Source organism: Streptomyces yongxingensis (genome assembly GCF_055597465.1).
In genome coordinates this window covers 763,690-779,313 of record NZ_CM145717.1, presented here as the reverse complement: position 1 = coordinate 779,313, position 15,624 = coordinate 763,690, and the positions used below count along the sequence as shown (strand labels likewise).

The 15,624-nt window shown below is 69.5% G+C and carries 14 protein-coding genes; 3 read left to right on the top strand and 11 right to left on the bottom strand.

Annotation, left to right across the window (positions count from 1 at the left end):
- Positions 1-19: 19 nt before the first annotated feature.
- The 9 genes from ACZ6TD_RS03505 to ACZ6TD_RS03465 all read right to left on the bottom strand — a co-directional run bounded on the left by ACZ6TD_RS03505 (position 20) and on the right by ACZ6TD_RS03465 (position 9,389).
- Complete coding sequence (locus tag ACZ6TD_RS03505; protein WP_471350238.1) at positions 20-1,756, bottom strand: ABC transporter permease subunit; 1,737 nt, start codon at positions 1,754-1,756, stop codon at positions 20-22.
- Complete coding sequence (locus ACZ6TD_RS03500; RefSeq protein ID WP_471350235.1) at positions 1,753-3,243, bottom strand: ABC transporter substrate-binding protein; 1,491 nt, start codon at positions 3,241-3,243, stop codon at positions 1,753-1,755. Before ACZ6TD_RS03500 ends, ACZ6TD_RS03505 begins: the two co-directional genes overlap by 4 nt.
- Before the next feature lie 198 nt (positions 3,244-3,441).
- Complete coding sequence (gene rpsN, locus ACZ6TD_RS03495; RefSeq protein ID WP_471350231.1) at positions 3,442-3,747, bottom strand: 30S ribosomal protein S14; 306 nt, start codon at positions 3,745-3,747, stop codon at positions 3,442-3,444.
- On the bottom strand, positions 3,747-3,932 hold the full coding sequence (rpmB, locus tag ACZ6TD_RS03490) for a 50S ribosomal protein L28 (RefSeq protein WP_471358811.1): 186 nt from the start codon (positions 3,930-3,932) through the stop codon (positions 3,747-3,749). The genes rpsN and rpmB overlap by 1 nt, the downstream gene beginning before the upstream one ends.
- A 178-nt stretch (positions 3,933-4,110) precedes the next feature.
- Positions 4,111-4,410 (bottom strand): hypothetical protein, encoded by a 300-nt coding sequence (locus ACZ6TD_RS03485; RefSeq protein ID WP_471350228.1) that lies wholly within the window; start codon positions 4,408-4,410, stop codon positions 4,111-4,113.
- 110 nt (positions 4,411-4,520) lie between these two features.
- Entirely contained in the window at positions 4,521-5,288 is a 768-nt protein-coding gene (locus tag ACZ6TD_RS03480) for a class I SAM-dependent methyltransferase (RefSeq protein WP_471350225.1), read from the bottom strand.
- 105 nt (positions 5,289-5,393) lie between these two features.
- Positions 5,394-6,593 carry an aminotransferase class V-fold PLP-dependent enzyme gene (locus ACZ6TD_RS03475; RefSeq protein ID WP_471350222.1) on the bottom strand — a complete coding sequence of 400 codons (1,200 nt, stop codon included), beginning with the start codon at positions 6,591-6,593 and terminating at the stop codon, positions 5,394-5,396.
- Between the two features lies 1 nt (position 6,594).
- Positions 6,595-7,923 carry a pyridoxal-phosphate dependent enzyme gene (locus ACZ6TD_RS03470; protein ID WP_471358808.1) on the bottom strand — a complete coding sequence of 443 codons (1,329 nt, stop codon included), beginning with the start codon at positions 7,921-7,923 and terminating at the stop codon, positions 6,595-6,597.
- On the bottom strand, positions 7,920-9,389 hold the full coding sequence (locus ACZ6TD_RS03465) for a type III PLP-dependent enzyme domain-containing protein (RefSeq protein WP_471350219.1): 1,470 nt from the start codon (positions 9,387-9,389) through the stop codon (positions 7,920-7,922). The genes ACZ6TD_RS03470 and ACZ6TD_RS03465 overlap by 4 nt, the downstream gene beginning before the upstream one ends.
- Positions 9,390-10,024: 635 nt before the next feature.
- Between ACZ6TD_RS03465 and ACZ6TD_RS03460 the strand changes: the two genes are divergently transcribed.
- Positions 10,025-10,354 (top strand): hypothetical protein, encoded by a 330-nt coding sequence (locus ACZ6TD_RS03460; RefSeq protein WP_471350215.1) that lies wholly within the window; start codon positions 10,025-10,027, stop codon positions 10,352-10,354.
- 364 nt (positions 10,355-10,718) lie between these two features.
- On the opposite strand, the gene ACZ6TD_RS03455 is transcribed toward ACZ6TD_RS03460, so the two are convergent.
- Positions 10,719-11,105, bottom strand: a complete 387-nt coding sequence (locus tag ACZ6TD_RS03455) for a winged helix-turn-helix transcriptional regulator (protein ID WP_471350212.1) — start codon at positions 11,103-11,105, stop codon at positions 10,719-10,721.
- 108 nt (positions 11,106-11,213) lie between these two features.
- Between ACZ6TD_RS03455 and ACZ6TD_RS03450 the strand changes: the two genes are divergently transcribed.
- On the top strand, positions 11,214-11,855 hold the full coding sequence (locus tag ACZ6TD_RS03450) for an enoyl-CoA hydratase/isomerase family protein (protein WP_471350209.1): 642 nt from the start codon (positions 11,214-11,216) through the stop codon (positions 11,853-11,855).
- A gap of 537 nt (positions 11,856-12,392) precedes the next feature.
- Positions 12,393-13,184 carry an IPT/TIG domain-containing protein gene (locus ACZ6TD_RS03445; protein ID WP_471350207.1) on the top strand — a complete coding sequence of 264 codons (792 nt, stop codon included), beginning with the start codon at positions 12,393-12,395 and terminating at the stop codon, positions 13,182-13,184.
- Positions 13,185-13,304: 120 nt separating this feature from the next.
- Here ACZ6TD_RS03445 and ACZ6TD_RS03440 read toward each other — a convergent pair whose 3' ends face one another.
- Entirely contained in the window at positions 13,305-15,008 is a 1,704-nt protein-coding gene (locus ACZ6TD_RS03440; protein ID WP_471350205.1) for an ATP-binding SpoIIE family protein phosphatase, read from the bottom strand.
- Positions 15,009-15,624: the final 616 nt, after the last annotated feature.

Below are 15,624 nucleotides of genomic sequence, written 5' to 3'. Positions count from 1 at the left end.
TACCGGGCGGGCAGCGACCTCACGGGCCGGTGTTACGGCGCGGTCGCAGGCCGGCGGTCGAGAGGGAGACCGCCAGACCGGCCAGCAGGGCGAGGGCCAGCGCGGGGGCGAGGGCGGCCCAGGGGGCTCGCTCCACGTACAGCCGTGACTCGTCGAGCATGAGGCCCCATTCGGGGGCGGGCGGCTGGGCGCCGAGCCCCAGGAAGCCGAGCGAGGCCAGCGCGAGCGCGATGCCGGGCAGCCGCAGCACCGCGTGGCGGGCGACCGGCCCGGCGACCGTGGGGAGGATGTGCCGGGTGAGGATCCACAAAGGCCGTGCGCCGATGGCCCGTTGGGCGGTCAGATAGGCCGCGGCACGCGTCTCCACCACCAGCGCCGCCGCGTGCGCGGCGAGTGGCGGCCAGGAGACGAGGGCGACGGCGATCGACGCCCCCGCCGTGCCGGGGCCGAGGACGGCGGCGACGAGGATGCCGACGACGACTGGGGGCAGGGCATTGGCGATATCGGCGGCGCCGGTCGAGACGTTCGGCAGGAAGCCGAAGGCCAGGGCGAAGAGATAGGAGACCACGCACACGGCGATGGCCACGCCGACCGTCGCGGCGGCGCCGTGCCCCAGCCGGGCCAGGACGTCGCGGCCCAGTGCGTCCGTGCCGAGCGGATGGGCGAACGACGGCACGGTCAGGCGCCCGTCCGTGTCCAGACGGTACGGATCGCCGAGCAGTCCCCAGCCGATGGCGGCGGTCAGGACGGCCGCGAACAGCACCGGCACCGCCCGGCGCAGCCGTGTCGGCTGCGGTGCGACGGGGGCGGGGAGGGACAGTGCCGCGTCCTTCAGAGCTGGCCCGAGCAGTCGACCGCGGACGAGATGGGCCAGCGCGCCCGCCGCCAGCCCGAGCGCGAGCAGGGAGAGCACGGCGCCCTGGAGCAGCGGCAGATCCTGGGATTTGGCGGCGCCGAGGGCGGTGCGCCCCAGGCCCGGTACGGCGAAGACGGTCTCGACGGCGACGGCGCCACCCGTCAGGCCGACCGCCACCAGACCGAGCTGCGGCACCAGTGCGGGCATGGCCCGTCGCAGTGCCGCGCAGGCGATGCGTCCCCCCGTGACACCCGAGGCCCGCCACAACCCTGCCCACCGCTCACCAAAGGCGGCGGGCAGCGCGTCGTCGACGAGCCGTCCGACGATGCCACCCGCCGGGACACCCATGGCGAGAGCGGGCAGCACCATGTGCGCGGGTCCCTGCCACCCGGAGGTCGGCAGCCAGCCGCACCACACTCCGAGACCGATCAACAGCACGGTCGCCAGGAGGAATTCGGGCACGGCCGCCAGCATCGCGGCCACCGCGCCACCACCCCCGCGTGCGGTGCCCCGCGCACCCCGTACCAGCGCCGGAGCACACAGGGCGGTGGCGACCAGCAGCGCCACCAGCAGTGACGCGCCCATCAGGGTAAGGGAGACGCCGAGCCCGGAGAGCACCGACGACAGTACATCGGTGCCGGACACCCAGGACTGTCCGAGGTCGCCGCGCACCACCCCGCCCGCCCAGTCGGCGAGCAGAGCCGGCGCCCCGGCGTCCAGCCCGAGATCCCGCCGCACATCCGCCAACGCCTCGCGTGTCGGCTCCTGCTCGGCGGACCGGGCGCGCAGCACGGTGAGCGCCGGGTCCCGGCCGGAGAGCCACGGCAGCAGCCCGACGCCGGCGGTGACGGCGGCCAGCACCGCCACCCGGGTCAGCCCGGCCCGTAGAGCGGCGTTCACTTGACGTAGGTATCGGCGGTGACCAGCTCACGCTCGCGTGGATCCTTGGCGGAGCCCACGACGTCCACCGCATCCCCCTGGATGACCCGCTCGTGCAGCATGGGGATCGCGGCGTCGGTGTTGAGGATCGCGGTCTCGGCTTTGAGGATCGCCGCCCGCCGGGCGTCGCCGGACGCGGTGGCCTCGGCCTTCCGCACCGCCCCGTCGACCGTTTCGTCGCTGAGCTGGGCGATATTGAAGGAGCCGTCGCCGGCGAAGTCGCTGTGCAGATACGCGGCCGGGTCACCGGAGTCCAGCACCGTCGCACGGGAGAGGACGAAGGCGTCGAACCTCCCCGCCAGGGCATCGGATTCGATGTTGGCGTACTCGCGCACCTCCAGCTTCACCTTGAAGCCCGCGTCCTTGAGCTGCTGCTGCAGCACGGTGGCGACCTCGGGCAGTTCAGCGCGATCGGTGAAGGTCCCGATGGTGAGGGACCGGCCGCCCGGGTCACCGGCCTTGACGGTCTTCGTACGGCCCTCCCGCCCCTCGGCCGCCCAGGGCAACGCCGGCCCCAGCAGCCCCCGTGCGACATCGGCGCGGCCTTCGTAGACGCCCTTCACCAGCGCCTTGGCGTCAACGGCCCGGCGGGCGGCGGCGCGCAGCGCCGGGTCGCGGAACGGGCCCCGCTCAGTGTTGAGATACAGGGTGTTGGTACGCGGCATGGGAACTTCGCTGATCTGGTCCTGGTCCAGCAGTGCCGCCTGGGAGACGGGTACGGCTTCGACGATGTCGGCCTCGCCGCTGCGCAGGGCGGCGGCCCGGGCGGCGCCGTCGGGCACGAAGGTGACGTCGATACCAGCGGCCTTGGCCTTGCCGCCCCAGTAGTCCGGGTTCTGATCGAGAGTGGCCGAAGTAGTGCCGTTCACCCTCTTCAGGACGAAGGCGCCGGTGCCGGCGCCGACCGGGTTGACCGTCTTCCCCCGGTACGCCTTGGCAGCGAGGATTGACAGCTGCGGAGAGGACAGCCGCTGCGGGACGAGTGGGTCCGCGTCAGCGGTGGTGACAGTGACGGAGCTGCCACCGCTCGCCTTCACCGTCATATCGACCCCGTCCAGGATGCGCGGCTTGGGCGCGGCCTTGGCGGCGGTGTTCAAGGACCGCGCGACGGCCTGGGCGGTGAGTGCCGTCCCGTCGTGGAATTCCACGCCCTGACGGAGGGTGAAGGTCCAGGTCCTCTCTCCGGTCTGCCGCCACTTTGTGGCGAGAGCGGGTTGCGCGTCGCCGTCCTTGTCGAGGGTGACCAGGGTCTCGGCGGTGCTCCAGCGCGACAGCTTGAACGCATCGTCGCTGAGCGGGGACAGACCGGAGCGCGGCGGCTGCATCATCGCGACGCGGATGCGCTTGCCCTCGGTAGCCGATGGCGCGCCGGAGGCGAAGCAGCCGGTGAGCAGAAGCGAGGAAGCCACGGATATCGCGGCGTTGGGCAGAGCCTTGGGCAGGTTCACAGGAGTCTTCCTGAGGGCGGCGAGCTGGGAATTTACCTGCCCTTGACCGTAGCACACGATAATCATTGTCGAATTGGCTGCCAGGGAGGCTGTCGGCGCGAGTGCGAACGCGGGCGCTTTGCGGGGGTCGCGGTGCGGACGCTGCGGGCCGGAGTGCGGCATGTGGCGTCCGCACCGCGTCCGGTGGCCCGGTGAGAGTTACCAGCTGCTCTTGGTCACGCCGGGGAGTTCGCCCGCGTGTGCCATTTCGCGCAGCCGGATCCGCGAGAGGCCGAAGGCGCGTAGATGGCCGCGGGGGCGGCCGTCGATGGAGTCGCGGTTGCGTACGCGGGTGGCGCTGGCGTCGCGGGGCTGGCGGCGCAGTTCCCGCTGGGCGTCGAGCCGTTCCTCCGCCGGAGTCCTGGGATCGGCGATGATCGCCTTCAGTTCGGCGCGGCGCTCGGCGTGGCGGGCCACGATCACCCGGCGCTTCTCGTTCTTGGCGATCTTGCTCTTCTTGGCCATCAGACCTTCCCTCCCCGGGCGCGGATCCGCGCCACGGCGGCTTCGATGCCGATGGTGTCGACGGTCTTGATGGCCTTGGCGTTGAGGGTGAGCCGGATGTGACGGCGCTCGCTCGGCAGCCAGTAGCGCTTGCGCTGGACGTTGGGGTCGAACCGGCGCTTGGTGTGGCGGTGCGAGTGGGAGATGTTCTGGCCGAATCCGGGTTACCGGCCGGTGAGGCTGAATCGCCGCTTATTACTCGCCGTACCCGATCGGCTCGCGACGCTCTTCACGGCCCCGACAGGGTCGCACGGTGACATCGCGGGCGGTACGGGGCAACGTACCGGGGCGGCCACGGCCCTGACCGGCACGGGGCGGAAGTGGTCAGTGGTCGTCCCAGTGGTCCTGGTGCTGGGCGTGGCGGTGTCCGTCGTGGACGTAGTCGACGTGGTCGCCATGCGGGACGGCGACATGGCCGCAGCCGTCCCGGTGCTGGTGGTCGTGGCCCTCGTGGACGGTGTGACCAGCGGTTTCGCACTCGTCGACGTGGTCGTCGTGCGTGCGGTGCAGGTGGCCGTCGTGGACGTAGTCGGTGTGGTCCTGATGCGGTACCGCGACGTGGCCGCACTCACTGCCGTGCTCGTGGGCGTGGTCGGTGTGGGGTGTGTGCGTGGAGGCGGTCATGAGGGCCCTTCTTTCTCCCCCCTTCCTCGTCTTCCTCTGGCATTCTGCATCCGGACCACTGTCGACGCCATTCTCCGATCACCGAGACCTGGTCGGCCCGGCTCGCCGCGCTACCGGATAGCGACGAGAACGTGGCTGCTCCCGAACTGCCAGACCGGGCCGACCTGGGCGAATCCCGCCTGATGCAGCAGCTGCACGTGCCGGGACAGGGACAGACCGTTGTGGCCGCCGCCTCCGTGAGGTGCGGGCGGTTGCTTTCTGCGGCGCTCGGCGAGCAGCCCGGCCAGCTCCGGATCCCTCGCGGTGGCCGCCCACCAGGACTCCCAGTCCTCGTGGGCGAAGGCGCGCAGCCGCTCGGCCCGCCGGTTTCCCACATGGGCGGCGATCTGCGTCGGCTGCGTGTCGTCGGAGGGAAAGTGGTCGGCGTTGACCAGGACGCCACCCGAGCGCAGCAAGTCCGCGAGCTGGAGGTACGTACGCCGCAAGGAGTCCTCGGCGAGGCAGTGCAGCGCCGTCGTGGAGACGACGGCGTCCGGCGGACGGTCCAAGCCCAGTGCGTCGATCCATCCGGCCTCGCCGATGACCGTCTCGACGTAGCGGGCCGCGTCGGCGTGGCGGGTGCGGGCGAGCTCCAGCAGCAGTGGGTCCATGTCCACCGCGATGACCTCCGCCTCGGGCAGCCGTCCGGCCAGCCGTGCGGTGAGTGAGCCGGGGCCGCAGCCGAGCTCGATGATCAGGGGCCGCCGCCGGCCGTTCGTGACCTGCTGCACGACGTCGGCGATCACGGTGAACCGCTCCTCGCGGTCGATGGCATAGCGCTGCTGCTGGCGGTCCCAGCGCCGTACCCATCGCTCCGCCGCGGCCATGCTCAGCCCCATCGGGTCGTACCACCTCTGCCGTTTCCGCATCGTCTGCCGGGGATACGCCCGAACCTACATCTGGAAACGGTTTCCATTCACATCTGGCTGGAGATTTCACCCTTTTCACTGAAGGGTGCGCAGCACGGCGAGCAACCGGTCGATCTCCTCAGGAGTGTTGTGGAGGTGCAAGCTCACCCGCACGGACCCGGTCTTCTCTCCCGCGCTGCCCTGGCAGTGGCTGTCGGAGCGGACCATGAAACCGTGGCTGAACAGGATGAACCCCAGGTCGCCGGAGGCGATCTCGCGGTGCCGGAAGGCGACGATGCCCCGGCGCCGCTGCACGGCCGAATCCGCGGCGAGGCTGGTCTGGCAGCCCAGCACCTCATAGGCGTCCAGATGCCGCAGCCCATCGGTGAGCCGGGCAGCCAGAGCGACCGTCCAACGCTCGATCCGGCCGAGGCCCGCCGCGTCCAGCCAGTCGAGCGCGGCCGTCAGCGAGGCTATGCCGACGGTGTTCGGAGTGCCGTTCCATCCCCCGGGCCGGAACGCCGGACCGCGCGCCTGACGTGCCCATACCGCACCCGTGCCCGGCAGCGCCAGCGCCTTGTGCCCGGAGAAGACAACGAAGTCCACGTCCAGGTCGGCGACGGACACCGGCATGTGGCCGACGCTCTGGGCGGCGTCCAGACAGATCACCGCCTCCGGGCCCACCGCCTGGCGGATGCGGTGGACGTTCATGTCCCCGCCATAGACATGGTGGACGTGGGTGACGGCGACGAACCGGGTCCGGGCCCCGGCGAGCGCGGCCACGGCGCGGTGGTCGTAGTCGCCGGAACCCGCCTGGTACGGCATCGGGACGACGCGCACGTCCACGCCTTGGCGGGCCAGCAGTCGCTGTGCCTCGAGCCAGGGGACGATGTTCGCCTGGTGGTCCGCTTCGGGTATGACGATCTCGTCCCCGTCGGCGAGGTACGCAGGGATCCAGTCGTGGGCGATGGTGCTCAGACCTTCGGTGGCTCCGCTGGTGAAGTGCGTCGACGACAGCCCGGGGGCCGGGTCGTGCAGGAATTCCTTGACCCGGTCCCGGGCGCGCTCGACCAGCGCCGTGGTCCGGTTGGCCCACGGGTAGGTGCCGCGCCCGGCGTTGGCATTGGTGGTGGTGAGGTAGGTCCAGGCGGCGTCGAGCACGGGCTGCGGCTTCTGCGTGGTGGCCGCGCTGTCCAGGTAGACCAGCTCGGGGTGGCCGGTGATGATCGGGAACTGGGCCCGTAGCCGGCTCTGCCACTCCCGCAGCTCTTCCAGCTCCTCCGGCACGGCCGTCACGTCAGTCCCGCACCAGCGGTGCGCCGGCGTCGCGCCAGGCGATGATGCCGCCGGCGAGGCTGCGGACGTCGGGATGGCCCATACGGGCCAGCAGCGCCGCGTATCGCGCGGACTGCTCGCCCACCGGACACGCCAGCAGCACCGGCCGGCTGCGGCTGAAGGGCAGCCCACCGTGCACCAGCTCCTCGAACAGCTCGTCCACGATGTTCACCGAGCCGTCGATGTGCAGCGCGGCGTACGCGTACGGGCTGCGCAGGTCGACCACCAGCGGCTGCTCCCGTTCGATCCAGGCGCGGGCCTCGGGGACCGCGATGGCCGGGGCGGCGCGCACCTCGGTGTCGGACAGCTCGGCGAGGGAGTGCGTTCGGCGCGGCCGGCCCAGCAGCTCGGGACGCCGCTGCCGGACGTAGCTCAGATAGCTCTCCACCCGGTCACAGACGATGAACACGGCGGTCCTGCGACCGTTCTCTCCGGTCGGCTCGTCATCGTACGCGCGCAGGTGGCGCACGGCACCCGTGTACGCCGCGCCGCCGGTGGGCCCCGCCATGATGCCGCAACGGCGGTTGAGGACGAGCATTCCGTCGATGGCCTCATCCGCGCGGACGGAGGCGATGGTGTCGTAGGTACCGGGGTCGAACAGGCCGACCTCATGCACTTCGTCCAGAGTGCGGATGCCGGGGATGAAGTCGGATTTGGCCGCGACGAGTCCGACGACCCTCACTCGTGGGTCATGCTCGCGCAGCACCCGGGCGACGCCGCTGGAGGACCCCGCGGTGCCCACGCAGGCGATGAACCAGTCCGGGGCGTTGCCGTCCAGATCCTTCACGATCTCGGGGCCGGTGCCGGTGACGTGTGCCTCGGTGTTGCGGGCGTTGAAGTACTGGTCGGTGTGCAGATAAGCGTCGCCGGATTCGGCGAGCGTGCGGTGGAAGAGGGTGAGCGGGTCGTCGGTCGCGGTCGGGTCCAGGCATTCGCTCTGTCCCGGCAACTCCTCGATCTCCGCGCCCAGCAGGAGGAGCAGATCCTTGATCTCCGGAATCCGCATCCGGTTGGTGACGCTCTTGAAGGACAGCCCGTGTAGCCCTGCGATGACAGCCAGGGCCTTGGCGGTGTTGCCGCTGGAGAGCTCCACCACCTGGCTGCCGGCCTCGACGGCGGTGGCCAGATGCGGCCGTGCCATGTTCCACGCGGCCCGGTCCTTGACCGAGCCGAACGGATTGAGCAGCTCCAGCTTGGCGAACAGGTCAATGTGGCGCAGCCCGTGCACGGCCGGGTCCAGGCGCACCAGCGGGGTGTTCCCGATGGCCTCGGTGATGCTGTCGTACCTCACTGCTGTCCCCCAGGAGGTGTGATCGGCCAGTACTGCTCGTCCAGACACCAGCGCCACTCACTGTCGCCGACCTGCCAGGCGGCGACCTTGCGGGCGACGGGCTGCCATTGCGCATGGGTGGCGTGGAAGTCCATGCAATACGCCGCGGTGTTAACGAACGCCATCAGGTCACCGGGCGCGGGGCGGTTGGGCAAGAACACGATCCGCCGTGTGATCAGGTCGGACTCCAGACACAGGCTTCCGAAGAGATGAGCCGCTACGGGCCCCGTGTCATGGTCGGCCACACCGGGCGCGCGTGGCAGGAGCACGGGATCCATGAGAACGCCGTGCTCCTCCAGCCCGATGTCGTCTGCTGTGGCCGCCAGGCGCACCCACAGCGGCCCGGCGCCGGTGTCCCGGGTCTCGACCACCTTCGCCAGGGTGAGCCCGCACTGGTCGAGCAGCGCTCGGCCGGGCTCGGCGTAGAGGTCGTAGAGGTGCTCCAGAAGCAGCGTGGCCAGCTTCCGGCCGCTGAAGGCCAAGGCGGGGCGGGACAGCAGGTCATCGAGATACCGCTCACCGGCGACCGGACGGTAGGCGGGGTACAGGCCGAGCGTGCCGCGCAGTGTCCCGCCGTCCTCGCGCAGGCCGTAGCCGTGCCCGCCCCACGTCAGCGGCGGGCGGCCGCCCAGCACGGCGTTCGCGAGCTCGGTCGTGTACTGCTCCCATTGCGTGGCATGGGCGAGGTAATTGACGCCGAATCCGCCGCCGATGTCCACGGCCCGCGGGGCCAGCCCCCGGGTGCGGCACTCCTCCAGAGCCACCAGGCAGCCTTCGAGCGCGACCGCCTTCTCCGCCGGGGACGTGGTGTCGAGGTGATAGGCGACTCCGGTCAGTTCCACGGCGTCGCCGTACCGCTCGACGGCCTTCAGGACGGCGTCCAGCTCCCGTATGGGCGCCCCGAAACGGCTGGGGCGGGTCAGCATCTTGACCCCAGCCGACTCGAAACCCGACAGGCGCAGCAGCACCTTTACCCGCGGCAGCCCCTGCGCGCGCACCAGCGCCGCGAGCTGGTCGAGCTCGACTGACGAGTCGAGGCTCACGGTGACTCCGGTCCGGGCGGCCAGCCACAGGAACTCCGGGTCCTTCGGCCCGGTGGCCATGATCAGGGCCGGAGCGAATCCGCAGCCCAGGGCGTGCTGCAGCTCGCCGAGCGAGGCCACGTCCACCCCCGCCCCCGTCGTGACCAGCCGCCGCAGCAAGGCGCTGGAACGATTTGCCTTGTGCGCCAGGAAAGTCCGGCCCGAAAGGTGGTGCTTGGAATACACCGACCGGAATCGCTCCACGTTCTCGCCGATCTGGTCGGGCAGCACCAGACCCAGCGGTGACCCCAGCGCGTCAGCGAGGGCATGCAGAAGGCCGGAGGAGCCCAGCAGGGAACTCACCCTCGGCGATACGCGCGGCTCCAGGTACAAGGCGCCGCTCATCCCGAGGCCGCCTCCCCCCTGTTCGCGGCGACTTGATTGGCGTCCTGGGAGGAGCTGTGCCCCTCACGATGGACCGTTACGCCGATGTCGCGGCTTTTGGCTCATACTGAACATGGGCTTGGATTCCATGTGCAGATGACTTCATCACGTCGATGACTTCATCACGTCGATGACTTCATCAGGTCGATGACTTCATCAGGTCGTACGAGACGGGTGCGGGCGCTTCCTCGTGATCCGGCCTTCGCGCATCACGGCGACGCGGTCGGCGAGGTGCCGCACGATGGCCATGTCGTGGCAGATGAACAGGTAGGACATGCCGAGCTGTTCCTCAGGGCCGGCGAGGGGTTGAGCACCCCGCCTGTACGGAGGGGCCGAGCGCCGACGCCGGCTCGTCGAGGACAAGCAGGCGCGGATTACCGGCCAGGGCTCCGGGGATCCGTTGACCGGCCTTCATGTTCTGTGCGATGTCGGCGGGTTCGTATCGGCAGGCAAACCACCGTATCGCATTTTGTGCACATACCAGGCGCTGTCTTCACCGGGCTTCGGTCCGGCAACCGTGGCACTGGACATGATCCGGGGCGGGGCGTGATTGACCTGGCAGTGATGCTTGCCGACGGGGGCGATTCCATCACGACGTGGTCCTGTCTCGCGATCAGGCCGAGGTTTTCGGGCCAGTCACCTCCACGCCAACCGCGTGGCGCTTGTTGGTCGGCATCGATCCCGCCGCCCGCGCGGCACTGCGGTCCCGTGCCACTGTCCGCGAAGCGCCCACCTGGGGCGGTGCACTCTTTGGGCTGGGTTTCCCGTTGCTGTCGGGCCCGGATGCGGGCGTCCTGGCAAGCTGGGGGTTGTGGCCGCTGATCGTGATGCGATGGTGGACCGGGGTGGCCCGGGTGGCGGCGCGAGCAGCGCCGGTTGCCGTAGGGACGTGCGTTTCGATCGCCGCATTGGCCGACCGCGCGTGACGTTATGCGGCCGCTCAACAACTCACCACGCGCCGCCCGGTGGCATGGGGTCCGCCCGCGCCACCGGGCGGCGTGCTCATCGCGCAAAGAGGGCCCTCGATGACGCACAGCGTCGTCGCAGCCGGCACGGCGGGCAGACGACCCGGCACGCTGAAGATGTTTCTCGGGGCCGCGCCCGGGGCCGGCTGGGGTTGGTCTGCCAGAGGTGCTCAACTGTGGGGACGAAACGATCTTCGAGGTGGTTGGATCACTCCGGGCGGGTGATCGGGAGTGCGGGGTGGCGCGGCCGAAGGCGTGGGAAGTCGACGACGAACTGTGGGCGGTGATTGGGCCGTCAACAGGTGATTGAGCAGGCGGCTATGTGTCAGCTCCTGCTGTCGTACGCCCGCTGGCAGTTCTGGATTTCCTCGCTGTGCTCGACAGCCCAGCTGTAAAGATGCCCGAAAGGCTCGCGCAGGGACTCGCCCAGCGCCGTGAGCGAGTACTCGACGCCGACCGGTGAGGTCGGCAGTACTTTCCGCTGAATCATGCCGTTCCGCTCAAGACGGCGCAGTGTCTGAGTGAGGACACGCTGCGTCACACCTTCCAATCGGCGCTTCAGCTCATTGAACCGCATGGGCCGCTCCAGAAGCGCCATGACCATCATCGACCACTTGTCTGCTATCTGGTCGAGGATCGGCCGGCTGGGGCAGTCCGCCCGGAAAACAATGTGTGTTCCCGCGCCAACGCCGTGCGGGTCGGTATCCCTCATGATCCTTGGTTCTCCCAGAGTGCGTTCTTGATGGTCCCAGCGGCGTCGCCGACGGTGAGTATGCATTGCAAACCTACACACCTATCGGTAACTGATGGAGAACCGAACGTGCTCGACGCGGCGATGATGCGCGAGCTCCGCACGGCGCTGGACGCCTTGAGGGGCGATTCATCGGTCCGGGTGATCGCCTTCTCCAGCGCCGACCCGGAGTTCTTCATCGCTCATGTGGACATGCGGATCGGGGAGAGGATGGATGTCCTGGAGCAGCTCGCTGCGTCGGCGCCGGCGGACGTCAATGTGTTCCAGGCCGTAGGCGAGCTCCTCCGCCATCAGCCCCAGGTGACCATCGTGAAGCTCGCCGGGAAGACCCGTGGAGGCGGGGCGGAATTCGTAGCCGCGGCGGACATGGCGTTCGCCGCTGCCGAGACCGCCGGAATCGGCCAGATCGAAGCGCTCATGGGCATCGTCCCCGGAGGAGGCGGAACGCAGTACCTCCGTGACCGCGTGGGCCGCAACCGTGCGCTGGAGGTGGTGCTCACCGCAGACCTGTTCGATGCCGAGACCGCAGCGTCCTACGGCTGGATCAACCGGGCTCTGCCGGCCGGCCAACTCGACGAGTACGTCGACCGTATCGCCCGCAATATCGCTGCCCTGCCCGATGGTGTCATCGAGGCGGCCAAGCGCGCATTGCCTGCCGAACGACCAGCCGGGCCGCGGCATCCTGGCGGGCCTTCGACCGACCTGCCGTGAACAGCTCTAGCCTCGCGCATTCACGATGTGGCATGCCCGAGGCTTTGTCAGAGCCTGGGAAGCACGCCTGACCTGCAACGGTCAACCTCATCCCTGCGGTATCCGTAGTTGGGGGCCGCGGCAGGGGCAGGAGGTACCGTGCCGGAAGACCGGAAGAGGCCGCACGTACGCCACGGCCGCGCCGTTTTCAGCCACGCTCCGATCATGACGGACGACGTCAGAGGGCGCACAACAGCGGATAGGACTGGCGAGATGGCTCTAATCCCTATTGGCGCATAACTTCCCTGAGCTTCAACTCCACCTGTCGCCTCCCTCGCTCGATCGCTTAACTCGGTAGAGCGAGATTGACGGCGCCCCGTGCTGCGGTGCCGAGTCGCTTCACCCGGACGGATCGTCCCCAGGTGCCAACCCCGAGGCAGCGGCTCTTCGCATGTACCCTCCCCGCCCTCACCGGGATGCCTGCGGTCGCGGGCCGCGTTCATCCGTCCGGTCACTCTCCGCCCCGCCCCAGGGCAATGCGACAGAAGGAGAAGGATCATGGCAACCATCACCTCGCTGGTGGATACCACCAGCAGCACCAACCAAGGCAAACCCGGGGATACAGTGCAGATCAACGGCACCGCTCTGTCCACCACTCTCCGGGTGAACTTCGGTGCAGCCGCGGTCACCCCGACCTCCGTCACGGCCACCCAGGTCACCTTCGTCGTGCCCAGTTCGGCGCCGTGCTCCGGACAGGTCTCCGTCAGCGTCACCAGCACCACCGGCGCCACCAGCAACACCCTGCCGTTCATCGTCATCGCCCCGCCTACGACCACGGCGCTGAGCGTCTCGTGCCTGCCGGCAGCCACGGGTGGTACGGCCACGCTGTTCGGCACCAACTTCCTGTCAGGAACTCAGGTCGAGGTCGGCACTGTCGGCAATGTCCCGGTCACCCCCACCCAAACCAGCCAGGTCACCTTCACCGCGCCGGCAAACCCTGGCCAGGTCGCCAATGTGGAGAGCCAGCCGGTGACCATCACCACCGCCGGTGGGACCAGCCCCTCGGGCACCACCGTGGTCGACTACTATCTCGCCCCGACCATCACCACGGTGGCCCCCGCGACCGGCACGGCGGGCGACACCGTCACCATCACCGGAACCGGCTTCGTCAACGTCGACACCGTCACCTTCACCGACAGCGTCGCCGCCACCGTCACCGCGGTCTTCGCACTCGCGAGCGACACCCAGCTCGTCGCCACCGTGCCCGGCGGACTCGCCGCCGGTGTCGGGACCATCACGGTCCACACCTGCGGCGGCACCTCCAACGCTCAACCCTTCACCATCATCTGACTGCCGTTACCCAGATCACCGTCAGCGCGCCCGCCGGGCCGCCGTCGTGGGTGAAGGTAACGGTCACCACGGCCCACGGCCCGGACGTCGGGGGCTACGCCGTCCGCACACGAATGACTGTCAGGCACGGTTCGGTCCGAGCTGGCTCCACATGGCATTCCCTGGGGCACCGTGCGTGGGCAGACGGTGTTCGAACCAGACGGTCTTTCCCGCAGGTGTGGTGGTGCAGCCCCATCGCGTCGCGAGCTTGTGGATAAGAGCGACGCCTTGCTCGGATGTGTCCGTACCCGCGGGTTGCAGGAGCGGGGGTGCCACCTGGCGGTCGTCGGTGACCTCGCACAGAAGTGTGTCGGTGTGCACCAGACGCAGCCCGATCGGATTCGAGGTGTGGCGGGCCGCGTCGGTGAGGAGCTCACCGGCCAGGAGTTGGGTGGTGTCACAGATGTCGCGCAGCCCCCATGCCGTGAGCGTGTCGCGAACGAGCCTGCGGGCGATGCGTACCTGCTCGGGCTGCGGGGGGAAGCGCCAGGTGGCGCTTCTGTCGTGGGGAATGCCGTGGAGGCGGGCCATGAGGACGGTGGCGTCGTCGTGGTGCTGTCGCCGTAGGAGGGCATCGCACGCCTCCTCCAGCGAAAGATGGGGTGTGGTGAGGCTGCGGCGCACGGCGATGAGTCCCTCTTCGATGTCCTGCTCGCGGGTCTCCACCAGGCCGTCGGTGCACATGACGAGAAGGCTGCCGGAGTCGATGGACAACTCCAGTGTGTCGAAAGCGGCGCTTCCCACCCCGATCGGTGCGCTGACGGGCACCTCGAGCAGTGCGTCCTCGCCGCCAGGACTCACCAGGATGGGCGGAAGGTGCCCGGCACTGGCGAAGCTGGCCCGGCGAACGAGGGGATCGTAGATGCCATACAGACAGGTGGCCAGGATGGTGTGGTCGAGACCCTGGGCGAATTGATCAAGGCGGAGCAGCAACTGGTCGGGGGGAAGATCCAAGATGGCAAGCGTTCTCACCGCAGTACGCAGTTGGCCCATGGCCACGGCCGCATGCAGTCCGTGGCCCGCCACATCGCCGATGACCAGACCGACCCGGTGGCCGGGCAGCGGGATGGCGTCCAGCCAGTCGCCGCCCACCTGAGTTGCGCGGCTGTACGGGTGGTATCGGTAAGCGATTTCCGCCCCTTGCAGGTGGGATGGCAGTACGGGCTGGAGGCTGCGCCGCAGCACGGCTGAGGTGCTGGCCTGGCGGCGGTAGAGGCGGGCGTGGTGCAGGGACAGGGCCGCCCGCCCGGCCATCTCCCGGCAGGCGGCCAGGTCCGCCGGGACGAATGGGGGGCGCTCAGGTTTGCGTCCGAAGACCAGGAAACCGAGGGCCGAGTCGCGCACGGTCAGCGGTACCAGCATGACGGAAGAGCCTGTGAGCACCGACCGGGCGGATGGGCTGTCGAGTTCGGCCGGCAGCTTCCGCAAGATGTCCTCGTCGGCCCGGGGGATGAGGACAGGCTCGATGAGTGCGAGAAACCTGGCCATCGCCGTGCCGGATGGGTAGACGAAGGTCTGGCCCGCCTGGAGTCCCTCCCTGTGCCCCAGGTCGTCAAGGTGGACCGCGGCCACGCGGTGCATCACCGAGGAGGCGTGCGGATTCCGTGAGGTGGAGTCGTCTTCTGACGCGGTTACGTGATCGTGGAGATGGACCGAAGCGAAGTCGGCGAACCCTGGGACGGCTGAGGCGGCCAGTAGGCGGGCCGCGTGGCTGAGGTTCAAGGTGGTGCCGATATCGCGGATCGCCCTTTGGAGGAAGGCCAGCCTGGCCGTCTCACCCTCCATGTGCGCGTCGGCCGTATCGTGCCAGCCGGAGGCGGTGCCGTTCGAAGCACTTTGTGGCGCCTGCAACTAGGCCCCCTGACGTGGTGTCGGGCAGCGGTGGCGCCCATGTGACGACGAGGAGAACGGCGACCGACGAGCCATCTATAAATGGCCCGGATCGTCGGACAAGACCGTATCGCCTGTTTCGCGATGAGGTGGTCGCTCAAAGGAGTGATTCCGCAGGGGGAAAGATGACGCATGAGCCTTCGTGGAGTGCTTCCACGTGGCGGTTGAGGTCTCGACGACCGGCTGGAAGTGACGCCGTCGCATCGTGGCAGTCGGCGGCGACCGCGGCGAGAAGCGGGTCGCCTGCCCCGGCCGACTCCACCTACGGCGGTCGCCGGGGCGCGGAGCCAGAGCGAGCCCCCAGGGCAAGGCCGCCGCCGGCCACGGCGGCGGCGACCCAGATGCTGGTGCGCCAGCCGCGGCCGGTCCCATCGGTGGTCGCCGTCCCCATGGGCACGCCGCCGACGAGGAACCGCACGCGGATGTCCGCGGTCGGCGGTGTCACCGTGGCCGTCAGAGTGGTCGGGAACCGCTGGGGCCGCCCTCTCGACCCAGCGGCCTGAGCGCCGCG

Coding starts and splice junctions, on each gene's coding strand:
- rpsN (WP_471350231.1), bottom strand. CDS start 3,747: ATGGCCAAGAAGAGCAAGATCGCCAAGAACGAGAAGCGCCGGGTGATC.
- ACZ6TD_RS03485 (WP_471350228.1), bottom strand. CDS start 4,410: ATGACCGCCTCCACGCACACACCCCACACCGACCACGCCCACGAGCAC.
- ACZ6TD_RS03480 (WP_471350225.1), bottom strand. CDS start 5,288: ATGGGGCTGAGCATGGCCGCGGCGGAGCGATGGGTACGGCGCTGGGAC.
- ACZ6TD_RS03465 (WP_471350219.1), bottom strand. CDS start 9,389: ATGAGCGGCGCCTTGTACCTGGAGCCGCGCGTATCGCCGAGGGTGAGT.
- ACZ6TD_RS03455 (WP_471350212.1), bottom strand. CDS start 11,105: ATGAGGGATACCGACCCGCACGGCGTTGGCGCGGGAACACACATTGTT.
- ACZ6TD_RS03445 (WP_471350207.1), top strand. CDS start 12,393: ATGGCAACCATCACCTCGCTGGTGGATACCACCAGCAGCACCAACCAA.
- ACZ6TD_RS03440 (WP_471350205.1), bottom strand. CDS start 15,008: ATGGAGGGTGAGACGGCCAGGCTGGCCTTCCTCCAAAGGGCGATCCGC.